The following is a 21,352-nucleotide window of genomic DNA, read 5'->3' on the forward strand; positions in this document are numbered from 1 at the left end:
CACCCCCGGGCCGCGCCGGCGGCGCCCGGGCGGGGGCGGCCGGCGGACCGCGTCGGGTAGACGCGGAAGCGGTGCGATCAGACCGCCGCCTCCAGCGCCCGTCGCGCCTCGGCCACCACTGCGGGATCGGTGACGAAGTGGGTGTCCTGCTCGGCCGAGGCGCCCCGGTCGCCGAGCGGTACCCAGGTGCCGCCCCGCCGGCGCTGCGCCCTGGTCTTGGCCGAGAGGTGCACGGCGGCGACACCGGCCGCCGTCAGGGCCGGGATGTCGGCGGGGCGTACGCCGCCACCGGCCATCACCTCCACCCCGGGTGCGGCCACGGCCATCGCGGCGATCGCCGCAAGACCCTCGGCCGCTGTGGGGGCGCCGCCCGAGGTGAGGACCCGGGTCAGGCCGAGCGAGGGCAGCAGCGCGGCGGTGGCCACCGGGTCGGCCGACTGGTCGACGGCCCGGTGCAGGGTGATGTCCACCGGGCGGCCCGTGGCGCGGGCCGCTCCGGCGAGCCGGGCGAGCGCCTCGGTGTCCAGGGCGCCCTCGTCGGTCAGCGCGCCGATCACCACGCCGGACGCGCCGGAGGCGATGACCGACCGCACCTCGGCGGCCATCAGCGCGATCTCCTGAGCGTCATGGACGAAGTCGCCCGGCCGGCACCTGACCAGCACCTGCACCGGCAGCCCCTCCCCCGCGACCGCCTCCACCAGCGCGGCCGACGGGGTCAGACCGCCGAGCTCCAGGGCGGTGCAGAGCTCCACCCGGTCGGCGCCGTTCTCCCGGGCGGTGCGGGCACCGGCCGGGGAGGTGACGGCGATCTCCAGGGCAGGACGTGCACTCACTCGTCGTCCCCGGTCAGCGGCTGGTCGGAGGCGGGGATGATGCGCGCCGACAGATCAGGGGCGGCCATCTCGCGGTCGAAGGGGAACATCGGGCGGCGGATGCGGTGGTGGCCCAGGCGCACCAGGTTCTGGTCCACACCGCCGGGGGTGAGCGCCATCTTCCAGTCGGCCGACATGTCGAAGAGCTCGGGCTCCAGATAGCCGATCTTCACGATGACGATGTCGGCGCCGCGTGGGTCGAGGTCCAGGTCGGTGAAGTCGTGCTCGTGGTGGTAGGGCTTGCGGAGCCCGGTGAGGATCGCGTACACGCTGCCGACCCGGATCACGACCTCGGTCCTGGCGTCGCGGTCACCGTGCCTGATGGCGTGCACGGTGCCGGTCAGGGTGACCGGGCCCGCGTGCCGGTCGTCCACATCGGCGCCCGCGGTGACCGTGACGGTGGCGCCGACACCTGCGGCGACTGCGGTCTCCACGGCGGCGGGTCCCGGCACCGAGGCGTAGATGACGGTCGGTCCTTCGTCCTTCTGGAACTCGGGCCTGGCCAACAGCTTGGTCAGGCCCCAGGTCATGTCGCCCGCGCCCCCGGCGGTCGGGTTGTCCCCGGTGTCGCTGATGAAGTACGGGCGCAGATCGGAGTCCAGGGCCTCGTCCAGGATGCCGTCGAAGGTGCCGGTGGGGGCGACGAAGGCGAAGTCGTCACGTGCCCCCCAGAAGCCCTGGGCCAGGCGCTCGGCGCCGGCCGACACGGCGGCCGCGTCGGTGCCGGTGACCACGACCGCCGCACGGTTGCGGGGCTCGTCCGCCCAGGCGTAGCCGACCCAGATGGCGGCGTCGGTCACGCCGTCCACGGCCTCGACGTCGTCCACGGCCGCGTACACGCTCCTGGCCGGCTCGATCCGGGTGGAGGTCTGCTCGCCGGCCAGCAGCACCGGCACCGGCACCCATGCCTTGACCGGGCGGGGCGCTCCGGAGGCCAGCAGGTCCACCAGGTTGCGGACGGCCCGCTCCTTGGTCTCCATGTGGTCCTCGTGCGGGGCCATCCGGTAGCAGGTGATCAGGTCGCTGCCGTGGACGAGTGCGCGTGAGACGTTGCCGTGCAGGTCCATCGAGGTGGAGACGATCACGTCGGGACCTACGGTGGCGCGGATGCGTTCCAGGAGGACCGCCTCGGCGTCGTCGACGCCCTCCACGGTCATCGCGCCGTGGATGTCGTACCAGAGGCCGTCCGGGCGGGGCAGGGCCGCGAGCCGCTCGATCAGCTCGTCGGTCAGCTCGGCCCAGGCGGCGGCGGTGACGGTGCCGCCCGGCAGCGACTTGCCGACCAGGGCGCCGTGCCAGTCGGCCGCCTCGCGCAGTTCCTCACCGGGGGCCAGGAAGGGGTAGCGGTCCAGCACCTCGGCGCCGCGCGAGGGGTGGAAGGCGGCGGCCCCGGTCCGTGCGGGAGAGAAGGTGGAGGACTCGATGCCGAGTCCGGCTATGGCGATGACCGGCTGGGCGGTGGTGCGGGATTGCGACATGGCTCCTCGTAGGGATGGGGGGCGGGGCGTCAGACGGGACGGGGCGCGGGTGTGCCGGGCGGGCCGGAGCCCACCTCGTGCAGGGCGTGGGCCAGGGCGCGCTGGAGGGCGAACTGCCCGGCGCCGACCAGTCCCGCGTCGGCGCCGAGGCCGGCCCGCTCGATGGTGAGGTGCTCGGTGACCAGCGGGTGGCAGCTCTCGTAGAGCCGGCTGCGCACGGCGGCGACGAACGGTTCCAGGGTGGAGAGGATGCCGCCGAGGTAGACGGCCTCCGGATTGAAGAAGTTGACGTTGGCCGCGAGCACCTGGCCGAGGTACTCGCCTGCCCTGCGGACGGTGCGGGTGGCCAGGGGGTCCGCGTCGATGGCCAGTTGGGCCACGTCCTCCAGGCTGCTCACATCGGCCCCGCGCTCGCGCAGGATGCGGACCAGGGCGGCGCCGGACGCCACGGTCTCCAGGCAGCCGGTGTTGCCGCAGGAGCAGGGGATGTCGGCACCGGCGTCGATGCGGATGTGGGTGATGTCGCCGGCGGCGCCGGTCGCACCCCGGTAGAGACGCCCGTCGACGATCACGCCGGCACCGATCGCGGACCCGATCTTCACCATGATCGTCTGGCGGCGTCCGTCGAGCCGAACGGTGTGCTCGCCCACCGCCATGCAGTTGGCGTCGTTGTCCACGGCCGCCGGGATGCCGAAGCGTCCCTCCAGCCAGGCGGTGACCGGGAAGCGGTTCCAGCCCGGCATCCGCGAGGGCAGGACGACCGAGCCCGACGCGATGTCCACAGGCCCTGGCAGCGAGAGCCCGACCCCGCGCAGACCGCCGCGTCCGCGCTGTTCGGCCAGCGCCTCCAGGGTGTCGGCCAGCCTGGACAGGGCCGCCTCGGGGCCGTCGGCGACCAGGAACGGGACGGTCGAGACATCGGTCAGACCGCCGCCCGGCAGCACCACGCCGATCCGGGCGTGCCGGCCGCCGAGGTCCGCGGCGACGGCGAACTCGTCGCGGCTGCCCAGTCTCAGGACCTTGCGGGGCCGCCCGCCGGTGGAGGACTGGGTGCCCTCCTCGGCGATCAGCCCGCGCTCCACGAGCTGGCCCACCGCGAGCGAGACGGTGGACGCGGCGGCCCCGAGCTGTTCGGCGAGTTCGGCCCGTGACGATGCCTCACCCGACGCGATGAGTTCCAGGACCCTTACGGCGACGGCCGAGGTCCCCTTGGTGGCCTTGCGGTCCCACGCACTTATTCCAGTCATGTACAAAGTTACTTCCGCAACGGTGGGTGTGGCGAAGACAGTACGCCCGCGCTTCGCGTGGGGGAACAGCTTCACGAAGAAAGTACGCCGTCCGAAAATCCTGCTCGAACGCCCCGAATCCACCCAAACAAGAGGCCAAAACGGGGCAAGAGGACTTTCGTCGAATTCGCAGAAACTTACTTTTTACTAATTCTTGTTTGTTTCTTCGACAGCTCCGGCGTTAGCTGTCGTCAGCGCAGCGCCGGTCTCCTGTGGACGCATGCGGGCCCTTTCACTCTGAGGAGAATCATGATCCTTGCTCACACGGCGAACAGCCGCCGCTGGGCCCTGGTCGCGGGCGCCGCCGCCACCGCGGCTGTTCTGCTGTCGGGCTGTTCCGGCGGCGGTACCTCGTCGTCCGCCTCCGCCTCGTCGGACACCATCAACTACGCCCTGCCGGCCAACTTCACGCCGAACTGGATCCTCCCGGTCGGCACCGCCGCGCACCTGAACACCAACAACGCCTCCATATCCCAGTCCGTGTGGGAGCCGCTGATCGCGTATGACGGCTCCGCGGGCAAGGTGGGCTGGAACAAGGACAACTCACTCGCCACCGCAGCGGACTTCTCGAAGGACAGCAAGAGCGTCGCGATCACGCTCGGCGACCGGCACTGGAGCGACGGCGAGCAGATCACGTCCCGCGACGTGGAGTTCTGGTTCAACCTGGTCAAGGCCAACAAGGCGGACTGGGCCAGCTACAGCCCCGGCAAGGCGCCGGACAACTGGACCTCGCTGAAGATCACCGACGACACGCACTTCACCATCACTTTCGACCAGGCCTACAACCAGCAGTGGATGCTCGCCAACGAGTTGAGCATGATCCGCACGATGCCGCAGCACGTCTGGGACAAGACCAGCGACTCGGGCACCGTGTCGGACCTCGACCGCACCCCCGCGGGCGCCAAGAAGGTCTGGACGTATCTGAACGAGGCCGCCAAGAAGATCTCCGGCTATGCGACCGACCCGCTCTGGAAGACGGTCAGCGGCCCGTACACCATCAAGTCGTTCTCCACGGCCGGCAAGGTCCAGCTGGTGGCCAACCCCAAGTACGACGGTGGGGGCAAGGCCAACATCAGGACCGTGAACCTGCTGCCGTTCACCACCACGGAGGCCGAGGAGAACGCGCTGCGGGCGGGCACCGTCGACTACGGCTACATCAACGCCACCAACCTCAGCCAGGAGGCGTCCTTCACCGCGAAGGGCTACAGCGTGAAGCCGTGGTCGGGCTGGGCCGTCACGTACATGCCGTACAACTTCAACAACCCCGCCATGGGCGCGGTGTTCAAGCAGCTCTACGCACGCCAGGCGATCCAGATGTCGGTGGACCAGACCACCCTCTCCAAGGTCGTCTTCAACGGCACCGCGGTCTCCACCTACGGCCCGGTCCCGCAGGGCCAGACCTCGTCCTTCGTCTCCTCGGAGCAGAAGAACAACCCGTACCCCTTCTCCACCGCCAAGGCGAAGAAGCTGCTGACCGACCACGGCTGGAGCGAGCAGAGCGGCACCATGGTGTGCACCGACCCTGGCACCGGTGACAGCCAGTGCGGCGCCGGTGTGGACAAGGGCACCAAGTTCCGGATGCAGGTGCTCTCGCAGTCCGGTTCGACCGTGACCGACAACATGATGAGCGCCCTTCAGTCGTCGTTCGCCAAGACGGGCATCGACTTCGGCATCAAGACCGCCCCGGTCAACTCGGTCCTCTCGCAGTCCGGCCAGTGCGAGGCGGACGACGCCGGCTGCAAGTGGCAGCTCTCGTTCTTCGGCTCCGCGGGCAGCTGGTACTTCCCGGCCTACCCGAGCGGTGACGCGCTCTTCGCCACCGGCGGCGGCTCCAACTTCGGCAGCTACTCCAACTCCGCCGTGGACGAACTGATCACCGAGACCACCACCTCCTCCTCCGACGAGGCGATGCAGAAGTACAGCGCGGCCCTGGCGAAGGACCTCCCGGTCATCTGGCTGCCCGAGCCGGACTACCAGGTCTCCGTGGTCAAGAAGGGCCTGGGCGGCTTCGCCCAGGACTCGCTCGCCAACTTCCACCCCGCCATGTGGAAGTGGACGTCCCAGTGAGCCCGGCCCGTGACCATGCCTGCCACTGAGCCGAAGCGACCGGAAAGCACATGAGTACTTCCTCGTACCTGATCAGGCGGGTCCTCCAAGCCCTCGTGGTGATCGTCATCGTGACGGTCGTGGTCTTCGGTCTGCTGCACGCCCTGCCCGGGGGTCCCGCTCGCGGGATCCTCGGCCCGCAGGCCACTGCGCAGCAGATCGCGTCCTTCAACCACGAGCAGGGCCTCGACAAGCCACTTCCCGTGCAGTACTTCTACTACCTGAACCAGCTGCTGCACGGTGACCTGGGCGTCTCGTACACCCTCAACGAGCCGGTGTCCCAGCTCATCACCGAGCGGCTCGCCAAGACCCTGCTGCTCACCGCCCTGTCGGCGATCGTCGGCCTCGTGCTGGCCATCCCGCTGGGCATGTGGCAGGCCGTCCGGCGCAACAAGCCGGTCGACTACGTCATCACCACGCTGAGCTTCATCGCCTACTCCACACCCGTGTACTTCCTCGGGCTGATCCTGGTGCTGGTGTTCAGCCAGGCGGTGCCGTGGTTCCCGTCCCAGGCCCCGCAGGGGGACACGCTCGCGCAGGTGTTCTCCGAGCCGCAGGCCCTGGTGCTGCCGGTCGTCGCCGGCGCCGCATCGATGATCGCGGTGTTCAGCCGCTACATGCGGGCGGCCACCCTGGAGAACCTCTCCGAGGACTACGTCAGGACGGCACGGGCCGGCGGCTCCCGCTCCCGCTCCATCCTGTGGCGCCATGTGTTCCGCAACTCGCTGACGCCGGTCGTCGCCATGCTCGGCTACTACGTGCCGGTGCTGTTCGGCGGCGCCCTGGTCGTCGAGCAGCTCTTCAACTACCCCGGTATGGGGCTGCTCTTCTGGACCGCCGCACAGTCCTCCGACTACCCGGTGCTCCTGGGTTGCGTGCTGGTCATCGCGGTCGCCACCGTCGTCGGCACGCTCCTCGCCGACATCGTCCAGCGCATCATCGATCCCCGAGTGAAGGCAGGCCGGGCATGAGCGCCGTCATCCAGCCGGGCAAGGTGCCCGGCACGGCCACCACCGCCGCCACGGCGTCCGGCTCCCGGCTCGCCCTGAGGCGCTTCCTGCGCAACCGGCTCGCCGTGGTCGGGCTCGGTGTCGTGGTCCTCATCTTCCTGTTCTGCTTCATCGGTCCGCTGGTGTACTCCACCGACCAGACCCACACGATGCTCCAGCAGGTCAACCTCGCCCCCAGCGGTTCGCACTGGCTCGGCACCGACGCCGTCGGCCACGACGAGCTGGGCCGGCTCATGTACGGCGGCAAGGTCTCGCTGATCGTCGGGCTCGCCGCCGGCACCCTGGCCACCGTGATCGGCACCCTGTGGGGCGCTGTCGCGGGGTACGCGGGCGGCTGGATCGACGCGGTGATGATGCGGATCGTGGACGCGGGCATCGCCATTCCGGCGCTCTTCATCCTGCTCGTGGTCTCGGCCATCACCACCCCGGATCTCACCGGCCTGATCGTCATCCTGGGCTTCGTCTCCTGGCTGGTGCCGTCCCGGCTGATCAGGGCGGAGACGCTGAGCCTGAAGAACCGCGACTACGTCCTGACGCTGCGGGCGATCGGCGGGACCCACTCCCGGGCGATCACCCGGCACATCCTGCCGAACTCGGTCTCGACCATCATCGTCGCGGCCACCTTCCAGATCGCCGACGCCATCCTGCTGGTCGCCTACGTCTCCTATCTGGGCCTGGGCGTCCAGCCGCCGGCCACCGACTGGGGCGGCATGCTCTCGGCCGGTCTGACCGCCGCCTACTCCGGCTACTGGTGGCTCATCATCCCGCCCGGCCTGGCCATCATCGTGGTGGTGTGGGCGTTCAACGCGATCGGGGACGGACTCCGCGACGCATTCGACGTGAGGGGACGCGGATGACCGCCACCCAGGGCCCCGCCGCCCCGCAGGCCGGGCCGATTCTCGAACTCGACGACCTCGGCGTCGTCTTCACCACCGAGACCGGGGAGGTACCGGCGGTCCGGGGTGTCTCCCTGCACGTCGAGCCCGGAGAGACGCTCGCCCTGGTCGGCGAGTCCGGCTCCGGCAAGTCGACGATCGCGCTGGCCGCGATGGGCCTGCTGTCCGACAACGCCCGCGCCACCGGCAGCGCCACCATCGCGGGCACCCAGGTGGTCGGCGCCCAGGAGCCGGGTCTGGCGGCGCTGCGCGGCCGGACCGCATCCATGGTGTTCCAGGAGCCGGCCACCGCACTCGATCCGCTGACCCGGATCGGCAAGCAGATCTCCGAGGTGATCCGCAACCACCGCGGCATGTCCGCCAAGGAGGCCGCGGCCGAGGCCGTCGCGCTCCTGCGCAAGGTCGGCATACCCGAGCCGGAGAAGCGGGCCGGCGCCTACCCGTTCCAGCTCTCCGGCGGACAGCGCCAGCGTGTGGTCATCGCCATGGCCATCGCCAACGACCCCGTTCTGCTGATCGCCGACGAGCCGACCACCGCGCTCGACGTCACCGTGCAGGCCGAGATCCTCGACCTGCTGCGCGGGCTCGCCGCCGAGACGGGCACCGGCGTCCTGCTGGTCACCCACAACATGGGGGTCGTCGCCGACTTCGCCGACCGGGTCGCCGTGATGTACCGCGGCGAGATCGTGGAGACCGGACCGGTCGAGGACGTACTCCTGCGCCCCTCCCACGACTACACCCGGCGCCTGCTGGCCGCGGTGCCCCGGCTTTCGGTGGCAGAGGCGGACGCGACGGCACCCGCGGCCACCGCCGTGCAGAAGGACACCGAACCGGTGGTCGCGCTGGACGACATATCCGTGGTGTTCGGCCGCGGGAAGAACGCCGTACGGGCCCTGGACGGGGTCTCCCTCGTCGTCCACGCCGGAGAGACCCTGGGCCTGGTGGGCGAGTCGGGTTCCGGCAAGTCCACCGCGGCCCGGGTCGCGCTCGGTCTGATCCCGCCCAGCTCCGGCAGCGTCTCGCTGTTCGGCGCCGATCTGAGGCGCACCCGGTCCCGGGCACGCCGGGCGCTCCGCGCCGGTATCGGCGTGGTCCTCCAGGACCCGGTGGCCTCCCTGGACGCCCGGATGACGGTCGGCGAGTGCATCGCCGAGCCGCTCAGGGTGCACCGCCGCGGCCTCTCCGCCAAGGACCGCAGGAGCAAGGTCGCCGCCATCCTCGACCGGGTCCGGCTGCCGCGTGACCTCGCGGGGCGCGCGCCCCGCGAGCTGTCGGGCGGTCAACGTCAGCGGGTCAGCCTGGCCCGCGCCCTGGTTCTGGAGCCCCGGCTGCTGGTCGCCGACGAGCCCACCAGCGCGCTCGACGTGAGCGTGCAGGAGGCGGTGCTCGAAGTGATCTCCGAGCTCCAGGACGAGCTGGGCTTCGCCTGTCTCTTCGTCTCCCACGACCTCGCCGTCGTACAGCACTTCGCGCAGCGCGTCGTGGTGCTGCGGGGCGGCCGGATCCAGGAACAGGGCCCCACCGGAGCGACCCTCCTGCACCCGGAGACCGACTACACCCGCCGGCTGCTGGCCGCCGTGCCGGTGCCCGACCCCGTGATCCAGCGCGGCCGCAGGGCCGAACGTCTGGCCGCCCTCACCGCCGGTCTGACGGAGGCCAAGGAATGAACGCGTACGACCGCACGCTCTTCGCCGGAGTGGACATCGGCGGGACCACCACCCAGGTGGTGCTGTGCGCCGACGACCTGACCGTGCTCGACCGCGCCGAGGTGGCGACCCCGGCGGCCCACGGCGGCCGGGCGATGCTCGAAGCGGCCCTGGGCGCACTGGCTCCCCTGCTGGAGCGCACTCCCGGCAGGCTCACCGGATGCGGGGTCGGCGCCGCCGGTGTCGTCGACTCCGCCACCGGCCACATCCTGGTGGCCAGCGACTCCTTCACCGACTGGGCCGGCTTCGCGGTGACGGACTTCGTCGAGGACGCCCTGGGCGTCCCGGCGTTCCTGGACAACGACGTCAACGCCTTCCTCCTCGGAGAGGTGTCGGGCGGTGCCGTGCGCGACGAGCCGGACGTACTGGGGATCACCCTGGGGACCGGGGTCGGCGGCGCTCTCTGGAGCGGTGGCGCCCTGTTCACAGGACCGCACGGCGCGGCCGGCGAGATCGGGCACATCCCCGGCTTCGGTGACCTGCTGTGCTCGTGCGGCGGGCGGGGCCATCTGGAGACCCTGGCCTCGGGCCGCTCCATCGGCGCCCGTTACGCGGACCGCACCGGCCGACGGCTGACCGCCCGCGAGGTCGCGCGGGCGGCGCGGGACCACCGGGACCGGGACGCCCTCGCGGTGTACGAGGCGGCCGGCGCCGGTATCGCCCGGGCGATCGTGATGACGGCGGGCGTCGTGGACATCACGACCGTGGTGATCGGCGGCGGCGTCAGCCATGCCTGGCCGCTGCTCGGCCCCCTCGTCCTCGCCTCGCTGGCCGCGGACCCGCCGGTCAGCGGCCACCCGGTCCGGCTGGTCAGGGCCGCCCTGGGCGCCGACGCCGTACCGGTCGGGGCCGCCGCACGGGCGCGGCGCGAACTCACGGCCGGGTTCGCGGTCTGACGGCCCCTGGGGCCTGGGCGGCGCGTCGGGCGGCCGTGGAGAATGAGGGCGTCGGAAAACCCTCCTGATCCGAACTCCGAGAGGACGTCACCGCCATGCGTATCAGAATCGTCGGCGCCGGAGCCATGGGCCGCGGCATCGCCCAGTGGGCCGCGGCCGGCGGGCACACCGTCGAGCTCTGCGATGTCAGGGCCGAGGCGGTGACGGCGGCCGTGGACTTCGTACGGTCCATGCTGGGGCGCGCGGTGGACAAGGGGCGGATGTCCGCGGGTGACCGGGACGCGGCCCTGGAGCGGCTGGTGCCGCTGGACGACCCCTGGGCGCCGGGCCCCGAGGTGGGCCTCGTCGTCGAGGCCGTACGGGAGGACCTGGACACCAAGGCCGAGGTCTTCGGGAAGCTGGAGCAGGTCCTGCCGGACTCCGCGGTCTTCGCCACCAACACCTCGTCCCTTTCGGTGACCCGGATCGCGTCCTCGCTGCGGGACCCGGGGCGGCTGGCGGGGCTGCACTTCTTCAATCCCGTGCCGCTGATGAAGATCGTCGAGGTGGTGCCCGGCGCCGCCACCCGCCCCGGGATCCCGCCGGCGCTCACGGAGCTCGTCGAGAGCTGCGGCCATCACGCGGTCACCGTCGCCGACACCCCCGGCTTCCTGGTCAACCACGCGGGCCGGGGTCTGGTGACCGAGGCCCTGGCGCTGCTGGAGGAGTCCGTCGCGGATCCGGCCGGGATCGACCGGATCGCCCGGGAAGTCCTGGGGCTGCGCATGGGCCCGTTCGAGCTGATGGACCTCACCGGGCTCGATGTCACGGCTGCCGTGATCGACTCGATCTGGGAGGGCTTCCGCCACGAGGACCGGCTCCGGCCCTCGTATCTCACCCCGAACCGGGTCACCGCGGGCCTGCACGGCCGCAAGACCGGGCAGGGCTGGTTCGCGTACGGCGCCGAGGCGCCCGCCCCCGCGCCGGAACCGCCGGTGACGGGCGACGCGGACCGGCCGGTGTTCGTCGCGGGCGGCGCGTACGCGCAGGGCGCGCCGTACGCGGCGGAGCTGCGGGCCGCGCTGACCGCGGCGGGGGCCACGGTCGACAGCGGTGCGGAGCCCTCCGGCGGCGCCGTGGTCCTGGTCCCGGTCTGGGGCACGACGGTGGCGGCCGCCGTCGCCTCGCTGGGGCTGCCCGCCGCCCGTACCTTCGGCGTCGACCCGCTGCCCGCCACGGGCCGCCGCAGGGTCCTCGCGGTGACGCCCGCCGCCGACCCCTCCGCCGCGCGGGACGCCCGCGCGGTCCTGGCCCGCGCGGCGGACGGGGGAAAGCCGTACGCCGTGTCGGTGGTGAGGGACACGGCGGGTTCGGTGGCGCAGCGGCTGCTGGCCTCGGTGGTCTCGGTCGCCGCCTCGATCGCCGAGCGCTCACTGGCCACCCCTGCGGACATCGACCTCGCCGTGACCACCGGCCTCGGGTACCCGACGGGGCCCTTGGCCTGGGGCGACCGGATCGGCGCCGCCCGCATGCTGGATCTTCAGCGGGCCCTGCACACCACCACCGGCGATCCGCGCCACCGCCCGGTCCGCTGGCTCACCGAACGCGCCCGGCTGGGCCTGCCGCTCACGGAGCGGGGCACCTCGCCCGAGGAGTGCGTCCAGTAGCGGGAGCTCAGGGGGTGTCCTTGTCGCGGTTCCCGTGCAGACGGGACTTCACGTCGTCCGGGGGCAGGAAGCGGGACCAGCGCTCGGGGAACTCGGACGGCATGGACACGTCCTCGTCGTCCTCGTCGTCCTCGTCGGCGTACGCGTCCCAGTTCGCCGCCTGGGTACGGGCCACGAGCTCCGCGGCCTGCGCCGCTCGGGCGCGCTCGGTGGTGGCGCGGGCCGCTGCGGTGGCGAGAGAGGGCCAGACCCGGTCGATCGCGGCGTTCACGGCGGCGCCGACGAGCACGGCGAAGGCGGAGACACCTATCCAGAGCAGGACGGCGATGGGCGCGGCCAACGAGCCGTAGATCGTGGGCCCTTCGATGGTGTTCGTGAGGTAGATCCGCAGCAGGAAGCTGCCCAGCACCCACATCCCGAGCGCCACGAGCGCCCCGGGCACATCCTCGATCCAGGGCGAACGGACCGGCACCGACACGTGGTAGAGCGTCGTCAGGAAGGCGATGGTCAGCAGTATCACCAGCGGCCAGTACATGACGGCGAGCACCTCGGTGCCCCACGGGACGAACTCCACCACCCGGTCGGGACCGACCACGAGCAGTGGCAGCACCACGGCGCCCAGCAGCAGCGCGACCACGTAGAGACCGAAGGCGAGCAGCCGCGTCCTGACGATGCCGCGGTGGCCGTCGAGCCCGTACATCACGGTGATGGTCTCGACGAAGACGTTCACCGCGCGTGATCCCGACCAGAGCGCGATCGCGAAGCCGATGGAGATGACGTCGGGGCGCGCGCCCGTCGTCACGTCGGCTATGAGCGGTTCGGCGATGTCGTTGACGCCCCGCTCGGACAGCACGGCCTGCGCCGCGTTCAGGATGTTGCGCTCGATGGAGGCCACCGTGGCGGTGGACGTCCAGTCGTCGACGTAACCGAGCAGCCCGATCAGGCCGAGCAGCAGCGGCGGCAGGGACAGCAGGGTGAAGAAGGCGGCCTCGGCCGCGAGGCCGAGGATCCGGTACTCCATGCACGAGTTGACCGTGTCCTTGAGCAGTTGCCATACCATCTGCCGCTTCGAGACGTTGCGGTAGAGGACTCGAGCCCGGTGGAGCCGACCCGGTGGCCGCTCGGGTGTTTCATTTGCTGCCTGCACGTCCTTACCGTAGCGGCATGGCACCTAGCACCCACACAGTGACCAACCAGGTTCCGCCGCTGGTCGGCTATGACGTCTACGCCGGTGACCGGGCGCTGACGGAGGCCGTCGAGCGGCATCTGGCATCCGGAGTCGTCGAGGAGGCCCGGGAGGAGCTCAGCCGTCTCGGCAGGTCCGCCGGCTCCTTCCAGTCCCAGGAGTGGGGGACGCAGGCGAACGAGAATCCGCCGAAACTGCGCACGCACGACCGCTACGGGAACCGTATCGACGAGGTGGAGTTCCACCCGGCCTGGCACCGGCTGCTGGGGCACGCGGTGAGCGCCGGGCTGACGGACGCCTGGGGCAGGCCTGGCGGTCATGTGCGGCGCGCGGCCGGGTTCCTGGTCTGGACGCAGGCCGAGGCGGGCCACGGCTGCCCGCTGTCGATGACGCACGCGGCTGTCCCCGCGCTGCGGACCGATCCCGCGCTGGCCGCCGAATGGGAGCCGCTGCTGACCTCCCACGTGTACGAGGACGGGCTGCGGCCCGCGGCGCAGAAGGCCGGTGTGCTCTTCGGGATGGGCATGACCGAGAAGCAGGGCGGCACCGACGTACGGTCCAACACCACCCGGGCCGAACCGCTGGCGGCCGACGGGGAGTATCTGCTCACCGGTCACAAGTGGTTCTGTTCGGCGCCGATGTCCGACGGCTTCCTGGTGCTGGCGCAGGCGCCGGGCGGGCTGAGCTGCTTCCTGCTGCCACGGGTCCTGCCGGACGGTAGCCGCAACCCCTTCGCGATCCAGCGCCTCAAGGACAAGCTGGGCAACCGGTCCAACGCGTCGAGCGAGGTCGAGTTCGACGGGACGTGGGCACGCCGGGTCGGCGACGAGGGGCGCGGGGTGCGCACCATCATCGAGATGGTGGCGGCGACCCGGCTGGACTGCGTGGTCGGTTCGGCCGCGCTGATGCGTCAGGCGGTGGCGCAGGCGATCCACCACGGCGCCTACCGCAGCGCGTTCGGCGGGCTGCTGATCGAGAAGCCGCTGATGCGCAACGTACTGGCCGATCTGGCCCTGGAGTCGGAGGCGGCGACCACGCTCGCGCTGCGGCTGGCCGCCGCGTACGACACGGACACGGAGGAGGAGCGTGCCTTCCTGCGGATCGCGGTGCCGACGGCGAAGTACTGGGTGACGAAGCGGTGCGGCGCGGTGGTCGGGGAGGCTCTGGAATGCCTCGGCGGCAACGGTTACGTGGAGGAGTCGGGTATGCCCCGGCTGCTCCGCGAGGCCCCGCTCAACTCGATCTGGGAGGGCTCGGGCAACGTACAGGCCCTGGATGTGCTGCGGGCCCTCCAGCGTGAGCCGCAGGCGCTCGACGCCTTCCTCCAGGAGGTCGGGAAGGCGCGCGGCGCGGACCACCGGCTCGACGCGGCGATCAAGGACCTGCTGACGGAGCTGGCTGACCTGGACGCCGTCGAGGCGCGGGCCAGGCGGCTGGTGGAGCGGATGGCGCTGGTGCTGCAGGGCTCGCTGCTGCTGCGCTGGGCACCGCCCGAGGTCGCGGACGCGTTCTGCGCCTCACGTCTTGGCGGGGACTGGGGTTCGGCCTTCGGGACGCTGCCGCACAGTCTGGATCTGGCGAAGGTCGTGGAGCGGGCGCGGGCCCAGGAGGGCTGACGGCTCCCGGGCTGATCCCCTGGCCCAAACGACGGAGGGTGGTGCTGCGCCGACACGGCACCACCCTCCACGCTTGTGCAGCACCGCACGGCGGGTCGATGACTCTCCGCACGGTGTCCTCCCACTGTCGTACGGTCTGCGGCTTGTCACCAGAGTTGCAAAGGGTTGCAACCATTGCGTGGAGTGCGAGCCAAGGGGCTCCCCGCACGGCAGGATGTGTCCCTCGGGCCGGGTTTCGCTCTTCCGGGCCAGGCCTACGCCTTGTTGGGGGGACCCGTCTTGGAAACACAGCCTGTCGCACTGCCACGGCCTTCGAGCGCCTCACGCTCAGCCGTGACCGAGCGCCTGGTCCACCGTGCGTGGGAGGCCCGGCTGGCGGGCGAGCGCACGGCGGCGGCTCCGCGCGCGGAGATCGACGCGTCCTGGGACCGTGTGCTGCGCACCGGGATCGACCCCGAGCAGTCACCGGAGAGCAGGCTGCTGGAGACCGAGGAGATCGAGCACCGGCGCAGGAGCACGGCACTGGGCGAGGTCATGCCTCGGCTGCGGGAGGGTCTCGCGACGATCGCGGACGCGGCGCACCAGATCATGGTCGTCACCGACACCGAGGGCCGGGTCCTGTGGCGTCAGGGTCACGCGGCCGTGATGCGCCGGGCCAAGGACATCTGTCTCGAGGAGGGTGCCGCCTGGGCGGAATCGGCGACGGGGACGAACGCCATCGGAACGGCGCTCGCCGCGCGCACCCCCATCCAGGTCCACTCCGCCGAGCACTTCATCCGTGCCCTGCACGGTTGGACCTGTGCGGCTGCCCCGGTGCGTGACCCCCGGGACGGCCGGCTGATGGGCATCGTCGACATCACCGGGCCCGCCTCCACCTTCCACCCGGCGACGCTCGCGCTGGTCGGCTCGGTGGCGGCGCTGGCGGAGAGCGAGCTGCGCAACCGGCATCTGGTGGCGATCGAGCGGCTGCGCTCGGTCGCCGCCCCGCTCCTGTGCAGGCTGGGCGGCCGTGCGCTGGTGGTCGACTCCCACGGCTGGCTGGCCGCCGTCAGCGGGATGCCGCCGGTGGACCGGCTGCCGCTGCCGAAGTCGCTGGAGCCGGGTTCCGTGTGGCTGTCCTCGCTCGGGATGTGCCGGGTGGAGCCGCTGCCGGGCGGCTGGCTGGTGCAGGTGGCGGACGGCGCCCAGGACCGCTCACCGCGCCGGGTGGTGCTCGACCTGAGCCGGGAGCGGGGGCTCACGGTGCATGTGGCGGGTCCGGTGGGCAGCTGGACGCGCCGTCTCTCGCCACGCCACGCGGAGCTGCTGTACGCCCTGGCCCTGCACGGGGAGGGGCGCACCGCGGCGGAGCTGGCCGAGGACGTCTTCGGTGACGCGTCGAGGACGGTGACGGTGCGGGCCGAGATATCGCGGATCCGCCGCCATCTCGCGGAGGTGCTGGAGCACCGGCCGTACCGCTTCCGTGAGGGCGTCGAGGTGGATGTGGTGCATCCGGACGAGCCGGCCGATCTGCTGCCCCGTTCGACGGCTCCGGTGGTGCTCAGGGCGCGTGTGCCGACCGGGAGGGTCTGAGGCGGGGCCGGTTTGGGCGGGCGGCACCGGCCGTGGTTCTGTGACCGCCATGAACGCCATGAACGACTCCGCGCACCTGGCCCCCGCCGCCGCCGATGTCACCGTCTGGTTCCTGGAGCAGACGGCGCCGGCCGATCTGGACCCGGCCGCCGTCCCCGGGGACGGGGTGACGGTGACCCGCTCGCGGACACCGCTGCCGGAATTCAGCCGGTTCCTCTACACGGCGGTGGGCGGTGACGTCCGCTGGACCGACCGCCTGGGCCTCACCCACGCGCAGTGGCGGGAGATCCTGGAGCGTCCTGGGGCCGAGACCTGGGTGGCGTACGAGAACGGGACCCCGGCGGGGTTCATCGAGCTGAACGCCCAGGAGGACGGGGTGGTCGAGATCGCCTACTTCGGCCTGATACCCGCCTTCCGGGGCCGCCGGATCGGCGGCCATCTGCTGGCGTACGGCGTGGCACGCGCCTGGGACCTCGCGGAGCGCCACCCCGGGCGGACCCCCACCACGAGGGTGTGGGTGCACACCTGCTCCAACGACGGTCCGCACGCCATGGACAACTACCTGCGCCGGGGCTTCCGGCTGTTCGACACGAAGATCGAGCAGGAGCCGGACGTCGCGAACCCGGGCCCCTGGCCCGGCGCGTACGCCTGACACACGCCCCGGATATCGCTTTGTCGACGGATTGTCGGCGGACCGGGCGTGACCGATACCACTGCGTCTCACATCCCGGGACCATCTCGTCCACATGATGGATCGTGGTGGACTGGCCCGAGATCCGCGTGACACGCTTCCGTCATGTCTGGAACTGGAATTGCCTTGGTGAGTCGGCGGCACGTCGACCTCGGCCGCATGTCCAGCGCCATCTGTCCGGTCCGCTGAGAGTCACCCAGCACCGCGATCCCCTGAAGCCCGCTCCACCCCTGCGCACCGCCGCGCCTCACGCGAGTGTGCAGTTCAGAGCCGCCCTCCTGCAGTCCCGAAGGACGTATCGCCATGGCCGCCATCCCCGAGAAGCCTGCTACCGCCACGCCCCGCCGCAAGGCCGGACGTCACCGTGGTGAAGGTCAGTGGGCCATGGGTCACTTCACCCCGCTGAACGGCAACGAGCAGTTCAAGAAGGACGACGACAGTCTCAATGTGCGGACGCGCATCGAGACGATCTACGCCAAGCGCGGATTCGACTCCATCGACCCGAACGACCTGCGCGGGCGCATGCGCTGGTGGGGTCTTTACACCCAGCGCCGCCCCGGCATCGACGGCGGCAAGACCGCCGTGCTGGAGCCGGAGGAGCTGGACGACCGCTACTTCATGCTGCGCGTGCGCATCGACGGCGGGAAGCTGACGACCGCCCAGCTGCGCGTCATCGGCGAGATCTCCGAGGAGTACGCGCGCGGCACCGCCGACATCACCGACCGGCAGAACGTCCAGCTGCACTGGATCCGCATCGAGGACGTCCCGGCGATCTGGGAGAAGCTCGAAGCGGTCGGGCTCTCGACCACGGAGGCCTGCGGTGACTGCCCCCGCGTGATCATCGGTTCGCCGGTGGCGGGCATCGCCGCCGACGAGATCATCGACGGCACACCGGCGGTCGACGAGATCCACGAGCGGTACATCGGCAGCAAGGAGTTCTCCAACCTGCCCCGTAAGTTCAAGACCGCGATCTCGGGCTCGCCGGTCCAGGACGTGGTGCACGAGATCAACGACATCGCGTTCGTGGGCGTCGTCCACCCCGAGCACGGCCCCGGCTTCGACCTCTGGGTCGGCGGCGGCCTCTCCACCAACCCGCGGTTCGCCGAGCGCCTCGGCGCCTGGGTGCCGCTGGACGAGGTCCCCGACGTCTGGGCCGGCGTCGTCGGCATCTTCCGCGACTACGGCTACCGCCGGCTGCGCACACGTGCCCGTCTGAAGTTCCTCATGGCCGACTGGGGCCCGGAGAAGTTCCGCCGGATCCTCGAGGACGAGTACCTCAAGCGTCCGCTGCTGGACGGACCGCCGCCCGCGCAGCCCTCCTCCCGCTGGCGCGACCACATCGGGGTGCACGCGCAGCAGGACGGCCGGTTCTACGTGGGCTTCGCCCCACGCGTCGGGCGGGTGGACGGCTCCACCCTCGCCAAGATCGCGGAGCTCGCCGAGGCGCACGGCTCCGGCCGGGTGCGTACCACCGTCGAGCAGAAGATGCTCATCCTGGACGTGGAGCAGGAGCAGATCGAGTCCCTGTCCGCCGGCCTGGAGGCGCTGGACTTCCAGGTCAGGCCCTCCCCCTTCAGGCGCGGCACGATGGCCTGCACCGGCATCGAGTTCTGCAAGCTGGCCATCGTCGAGACGAAGGCACGCGGTTCCGCCCTCATCGACGAACTGGAGCGCCGCCTGCCGGACTTCGAGGAGCCGCTGACCATCAACATCAACGGCTGCCCCAACGCCTGCGCCCGCATCCAGACCGCGGACATCGGCCTCAAGGGCCAGCTGATGCTGGACGACAACGGCGAACAGGTCGAGGGGTACCAGGTGCACCTCGGCGGTGCGCTCGGTCTGGACGCCGGCTTCGGCCGCAAGGTCCGCGGGCTGAAGGTCACATCGGCCGAACTCCCGGACTACGTCGAGCGGGTGCTCGGCAGGTTCCAGGAGGAGCGCGAGGACGACGAGCGCTTCGCGACCTGGGCTGCCAGGGCCAGTGCGGAGTCGCTGTCATGAGCGAACGAGCAGCGCCGTTCCACTGCCCGTACTGCGGCGACGAGGACCTGCGCCCGCACGAGGCGGGACACGGCGCCTGGGAATGCGCCTCCTGCAACCGTGCGTTCCAGCTGAAGTTCCTGGGTCTGCTGACCCGGGGGCTCCAGCGCGGCGATGTCGAAGGGGACGGGACATGACGGACACTCTGCAGGCTGCCGATCTCACCGAAGAGGCTCTCAAGGACCTGGCGGTACGGGCCGGAAGCGAACTGGAGGACGCCTCCGCGAGCGACATCCTGAAGTGGGCGGCCGACACCTTCGGCAACCGCTTCTGCGTCACCTCCTCCATGGAGGACGCGGTCGTCGCACACCTCGCCTCCCGGGTCTTCCCCGGCGTGGACGTCGTCTTCCTGGACACCGGCTACCACTTCGAGGAGACCATCGGCACCCGGGACGCCGTGGACGCCGTGATGGACGTCAACCTCATCACGCTGACCCCGCGTCAGACGGTCGCCGAACAGGACGCCGAGTACGGCCCGGAGCTGCACGACCGCGCACCCGACCTGTGCTGCGCGCTGCGCAAGGTCGCGCCGCTGGAGGAGGGGCTGACGGCGTACGCCGCCTGGGCGACCGGGCTACGCCGCGACGAGTCCCCCACCCGGGCGAACACCCCGGTCGTGGGCTGGGACGAGAAGCGCGGCAAGGTCAAGGTCTCGCCGATCGCCCGCTGGACCCAGGACGACGTGGACGCCTACGTCGCCGAACACGGCGTACTGACCAACCCGCTGCTGATGGACGGCTACGCCTCCGTCGGCTGCGCGCCCTGCACCCGCCGGGTGCTGGAGGGCGAGGACGCACGGGCCGGCCGCTGGGCCGGACGGGGCAAGACCGAATGCGGGCTGCACGGCTGATGACGAACGAGCAGGAGATATCGATGAGCGTGACGGAGACGGGAGCCACCGTCTGGCTCACCGGTCTGCCGAGCGCGGGCAAGACCACCATCGCCTACGAGCTGGCGGGCCGGCTGCGCGCCGACGGCCACCGGGTGGAGGTGCTCGACGGTGACGAGATCCGGGAGTTCCTCTCCGCGGGCCTCGGCTTCTCCCGCGAGGACCGGCACACCAACGTCCAGCGGATCGGCTTCGTCGCCGAACTGCTGGCCGCGAACGGTGTGAAGGCTCTCGTCCCCGTCATCGCGCCCTACGCCGACAGCCGTGACGCGGTGCGCAAGCGTCATCAGCAGGAGGGCACCGCGTATCTGGAGGTGCATGTCGCGACCCCGGTCGAGGTGTGCTCGGAGCGCGATGTGAAGGGGCTGTACGCCAAGCAGGCAGCAGGCGAGATCAGTGGTCTCACCGGGGTCGACGACCCCTACGAGGCACCCGACTCGCCGGATCTGCGGATCGAGTCGCACCAGCAGACCGTGCAGGAGTCCGCAGCGGCGCTTCGCGCGCTGCTCACCGAGAGGGGCCTGGCGTGAGCACTGTCGCCACCGTGCCGGATGGCACCGTCAACCCGTACGCGCTGAGCCACCTCGACTCCCTGGAGTCCGAGGCGGTGCACATCTTCCGTGAGGTGGCGGGTGAGTTCGAGCGGCCGGTGATCCTCTTCTCCGGCGGCAAGGACTCGATCCTGATGCTGCATCTCGCGCTGAAGGCGTTCGCCCCCGCGCCCATACCCTTCACGCTGCTGCACGTGGACACCGGGCACAACTTCCCCGAGGTACTCGACTACCGCGACCGCACCGTCGAGAAGCACGGACTGCGTCTGCACGTCGCCTCCGTCCAGGACTACATCGACGCCGGCAAGCTGCGCGAGCGCCCCGACGGCACCCGCAACCCGCTGCAGACCGTCCCGCTCACCGAGGCCATCCAGCAGCACCGCTTCGACGCGGTGTTCGGCGGCGGACGCCGTGACGAGGAGAAGGCCCGCGCCAAGGAGCGTGTCTTCTCCCTGCGCGACGAGTTCTCCCAGTGGGACCCGCGCCGCCAGCGCCCGGAGCTGTGGCAGCTCTACAACGGCCGCCACGCCCCCGGCGAGCACGTCCGCGTGTTCCCCATCTCCAACTGGACCGAGCTCGACGTCTGGCAGTACATCGAGCGCGAGGGCATCGAGCTCCCGGAGATCTACTTCGCGCATGAGCGCGAGGTCTTCAGCCGCTCCGGCATGTGGCTCACCGCCGGCGACTGGGGCGGCCCCAAGGAACACGAGCGGACCGAGACCCGCCAGGTGCGCTACCGCACCGTCGGCGACATGTCCTGCACCGGCGCCGTCGACTCCGACGCCACCACCCTGGACGCAGTGATCACCGAGATCGCCGCCTCCCGGCTCACCGAACGCGGCGCCACCCGCGCCGACGACAAGATGTCGGAAGCCGCGATGGAAGACCGCAAGCGCGAGGGGTACTTCTAG

At 71.1% G+C, this 21,352-nt stretch carries 19 protein-coding genes; 15 read left to right on the forward strand and 4 right to left on the reverse strand.

What is annotated here, in order from left to right:
- Positions 1–77 precede the first annotated feature (77 nt).
- From AB0C75_RS26970 to AB0C75_RS26980, 3 genes are read right to left on the reverse strand one after another with little or no spacing between them, the layout of a single operon-like run.
- The gene (locus AB0C75_RS26970; protein ID WP_362894301.1) at positions 78–833 is read right to left on the reverse strand and encodes a copper homeostasis protein CutC; all 756 of its coding nucleotides are present in this window, start codon (positions 831–833) and stop codon (positions 78–80) included.
- Entirely contained in the window at positions 830–2,350 is a 1,521-nt protein-coding gene (locus AB0C75_RS26975; RefSeq protein WP_362894302.1) for a M81 family metallopeptidase, read from the reverse strand. Before AB0C75_RS26975 ends, AB0C75_RS26970 begins: the two co-directional genes overlap by 4 nt.
- Before the next feature lie 29 nt (positions 2,351–2,379).
- Positions 2,380–3,597 (reverse strand): ROK family transcriptional regulator, encoded by a 1,218-nt coding sequence (locus AB0C75_RS26980; protein WP_362894303.1) that lies wholly within the window; start codon positions 3,595–3,597, stop codon positions 2,380–2,382.
- Positions 3,598–3,885: 288 nt separating this feature from the next.
- Here AB0C75_RS26980 and AB0C75_RS26985 point away from each other — a divergent pair, with 288 nt between their 5' ends.
- From AB0C75_RS26985 to AB0C75_RS27010, 6 genes are all read left to right on the forward strand, one after another.
- Positions 3,886–5,703, forward strand: a complete 1,818-nt coding sequence (locus AB0C75_RS26985; RefSeq protein ID WP_362894304.1) for a peptide ABC transporter substrate-binding protein — start codon at positions 3,886–3,888, stop codon at positions 5,701–5,703.
- 50 nt (positions 5,704–5,753) lie between these two features.
- Complete coding sequence (locus tag AB0C75_RS26990) at positions 5,754–6,713, forward strand: ABC transporter permease (RefSeq protein WP_362894305.1); 960 nt, start codon at positions 5,754–5,756, stop codon at positions 6,711–6,713.
- Positions 6,710–7,609: an ABC transporter permease gene (locus AB0C75_RS26995; RefSeq protein WP_362894306.1), complete on the forward strand. Its 900-nt coding sequence runs from the start codon at positions 6,710–6,712 to the stop codon at positions 7,607–7,609. The genes AB0C75_RS26990 and AB0C75_RS26995 overlap by 4 nt, the downstream gene beginning before the upstream one ends.
- Positions 7,606–9,315, forward strand: a complete 1,710-nt coding sequence (locus tag AB0C75_RS27000) for an ABC transporter ATP-binding protein (protein WP_362894307.1) — start codon at positions 7,606–7,608, stop codon at positions 9,313–9,315. Before AB0C75_RS26995 ends, AB0C75_RS27000 begins: the two co-directional genes overlap by 4 nt.
- A complete protein-coding gene (locus tag AB0C75_RS27005) occupies positions 9,312–10,250 on the forward strand; it encodes an ROK family protein (RefSeq protein WP_362894308.1) in 939 nt (312 codons plus the stop codon). The genes AB0C75_RS27000 and AB0C75_RS27005 overlap by 4 nt, the downstream gene beginning before the upstream one ends.
- A 95-nt stretch (positions 10,251–10,345) precedes the next feature.
- Positions 10,346–11,896: a 3-hydroxyacyl-CoA dehydrogenase gene (locus AB0C75_RS27010; RefSeq protein ID WP_362894309.1), complete on the forward strand. Its 1,551-nt coding sequence runs from the start codon at positions 10,346–10,348 to the stop codon at positions 11,894–11,896.
- Positions 11,897–11,903: 7 nt separating this feature from the next.
- Here AB0C75_RS27010 and AB0C75_RS27015 read toward each other — a convergent pair whose 3' ends face one another.
- Entirely contained in the window at positions 11,904–13,043 is a 1,140-nt protein-coding gene (locus AB0C75_RS27015) for a YihY/virulence factor BrkB family protein (RefSeq protein WP_362894310.1), read from the reverse strand.
- A 17-nt stretch (positions 13,044–13,060) separates the two neighbouring features.
- Here AB0C75_RS27015 and AB0C75_RS27020 point away from each other — a divergent pair, with 17 nt between their 5' ends.
- The 9 genes from AB0C75_RS27020 (at position 13,061) to cysD (ending at position 21,352) form a co-directional block, all read left to right on the forward strand.
- The gene (locus AB0C75_RS27020; protein ID WP_362894311.1) at positions 13,061–14,698 is read left to right on the forward strand and encodes an acyl-CoA dehydrogenase family protein; all 1,638 of its coding nucleotides are present in this window, start codon (positions 13,061–13,063) and stop codon (positions 14,696–14,698) included.
- A gap of 333 nt (positions 14,699–15,031) precedes the next feature.
- Positions 15,032–16,270 (forward strand): GAF domain-containing protein, encoded by a 1,239-nt coding sequence (locus AB0C75_RS27025; RefSeq protein WP_362894312.1) that lies wholly within the window; start codon positions 15,032–15,034, stop codon positions 16,268–16,270.
- A gap of 58 nt (positions 16,271–16,328) precedes the next feature.
- Positions 16,329–16,922, forward strand: a complete 594-nt coding sequence (locus AB0C75_RS27030; protein ID WP_362894406.1) for a GNAT family N-acetyltransferase — start codon at positions 16,329–16,331, stop codon at positions 16,920–16,922.
- Positions 16,923–17,066: 144 nt separating this feature from the next.
- The gene (locus AB0C75_RS27035; protein WP_349817346.1) at positions 17,067–17,150 is read left to right on the forward strand and encodes a putative leader peptide; all 84 of its coding nucleotides are present in this window, start codon (positions 17,067–17,069) and stop codon (positions 17,148–17,150) included.
- Between the two features lie 114 nt (positions 17,151–17,264).
- Entirely contained in the window at positions 17,265–18,962 is a 1,698-nt protein-coding gene (locus AB0C75_RS27040; RefSeq protein WP_362894313.1) for a nitrite/sulfite reductase, read from the forward strand.
- Complete coding sequence (locus AB0C75_RS27045; RefSeq protein WP_362894314.1) at positions 18,959–19,138, forward strand: hypothetical protein; 180 nt, start codon at positions 18,959–18,961, stop codon at positions 19,136–19,138. The genes AB0C75_RS27040 and AB0C75_RS27045 overlap by 4 nt, the downstream gene beginning before the upstream one ends.
- Positions 19,135–19,851, forward strand: coding sequence for a phosphoadenylyl-sulfate reductase (locus AB0C75_RS27050; protein WP_362894315.1), 717 nt, complete (start codon positions 19,135–19,137; stop codon positions 19,849–19,851). The genes AB0C75_RS27045 and AB0C75_RS27050 overlap by 4 nt, the downstream gene beginning before the upstream one ends.
- 23 nt (positions 19,852–19,874) lie before the next feature.
- On the forward strand, positions 19,875–20,420 hold the full coding sequence (cysC, locus tag AB0C75_RS27055) for an adenylyl-sulfate kinase (protein WP_362894316.1): 546 nt from the start codon (positions 19,875–19,877) through the stop codon (positions 20,418–20,420).
- The gene (gene cysD / locus AB0C75_RS27060; RefSeq protein ID WP_362894317.1) at positions 20,417–21,352 is read left to right on the forward strand and encodes a sulfate adenylyltransferase subunit CysD; all 936 of its coding nucleotides are present in this window, start codon (positions 20,417–20,419) and stop codon (positions 21,350–21,352) included. Before cysC ends, cysD begins: the two co-directional genes overlap by 4 nt.

Source organism: Streptomyces sp. NPDC048565, assembly GCF_040650935.1.
Lineage (GTDB): Bacteria > Actinomycetota > Actinomycetes > Streptomycetales > Streptomycetaceae > Streptomyces.

What these genes read in the sequence shown, in the direction of transcription:
- AB0C75_RS26975 (WP_362894302.1), bottom strand. Translation starts at nt 2,350, where the DNA reads ATGTCGCAATCCCGCACCACCGCCCAGCCGGTCATCGCCATAGCCGGA.
- AB0C75_RS26980 (WP_362894303.1), bottom strand. Translation starts at nt 3,597, where the DNA reads ATGACTGGAATAAGTGCGTGGGACCGCAAGGCCACCAAGGGGACCTCG.
- AB0C75_RS26985 (WP_362894304.1), top strand. Translation starts at nt 3,886, where the DNA reads ATGATCCTTGCTCACACGGCGAACAGCCGCCGCTGGGCCCTGGTCGCG.
- AB0C75_RS26990 (WP_362894305.1), top strand. Translation starts at nt 5,754, where the DNA reads ATGAGTACTTCCTCGTACCTGATCAGGCGGGTCCTCCAAGCCCTCGTG.
- AB0C75_RS26995 (WP_362894306.1), top strand. Translation starts at nt 6,710, where the DNA reads ATGAGCGCCGTCATCCAGCCGGGCAAGGTGCCCGGCACGGCCACCACC.
- AB0C75_RS27000 (WP_362894307.1), top strand. Translation starts at nt 7,606, where the DNA reads ATGACCGCCACCCAGGGCCCCGCCGCCCCGCAGGCCGGGCCGATTCTC.
- AB0C75_RS27005 (WP_362894308.1), top strand. Translation starts at nt 9,312, where the DNA reads ATGAACGCGTACGACCGCACGCTCTTCGCCGGAGTGGACATCGGCGGG.
- AB0C75_RS27010 (WP_362894309.1), top strand. Translation starts at nt 10,346, where the DNA reads ATGCGTATCAGAATCGTCGGCGCCGGAGCCATGGGCCGCGGCATCGCC.
- AB0C75_RS27020 (WP_362894311.1), top strand. Translation starts at nt 13,061, where the DNA reads ATGGCACCTAGCACCCACACAGTGACCAACCAGGTTCCGCCGCTGGTC.
- AB0C75_RS27030 (WP_362894406.1), top strand. Translation starts at nt 16,329, where the DNA reads ATGAACGACTCCGCGCACCTGGCCCCCGCCGCCGCCGATGTCACCGTC.
- AB0C75_RS27035 (WP_349817346.1), top strand. Translation starts at nt 17,067, where the DNA reads ATGTCTGGAACTGGAATTGCCTTGGTGAGTCGGCGGCACGTCGACCTC.
- AB0C75_RS27040 (WP_362894313.1), top strand. Translation starts at nt 17,265, where the DNA reads ATGGCCGCCATCCCCGAGAAGCCTGCTACCGCCACGCCCCGCCGCAAG.
- AB0C75_RS27045 (WP_362894314.1), top strand. Translation starts at nt 18,959, where the DNA reads ATGAGCGAACGAGCAGCGCCGTTCCACTGCCCGTACTGCGGCGACGAG.
- AB0C75_RS27050 (WP_362894315.1), top strand. Translation starts at nt 19,135, where the DNA reads ATGACGGACACTCTGCAGGCTGCCGATCTCACCGAAGAGGCTCTCAAG.
- cysC (WP_362894316.1), top strand. Translation starts at nt 19,875, where the DNA reads ATGAGCGTGACGGAGACGGGAGCCACCGTCTGGCTCACCGGTCTGCCG.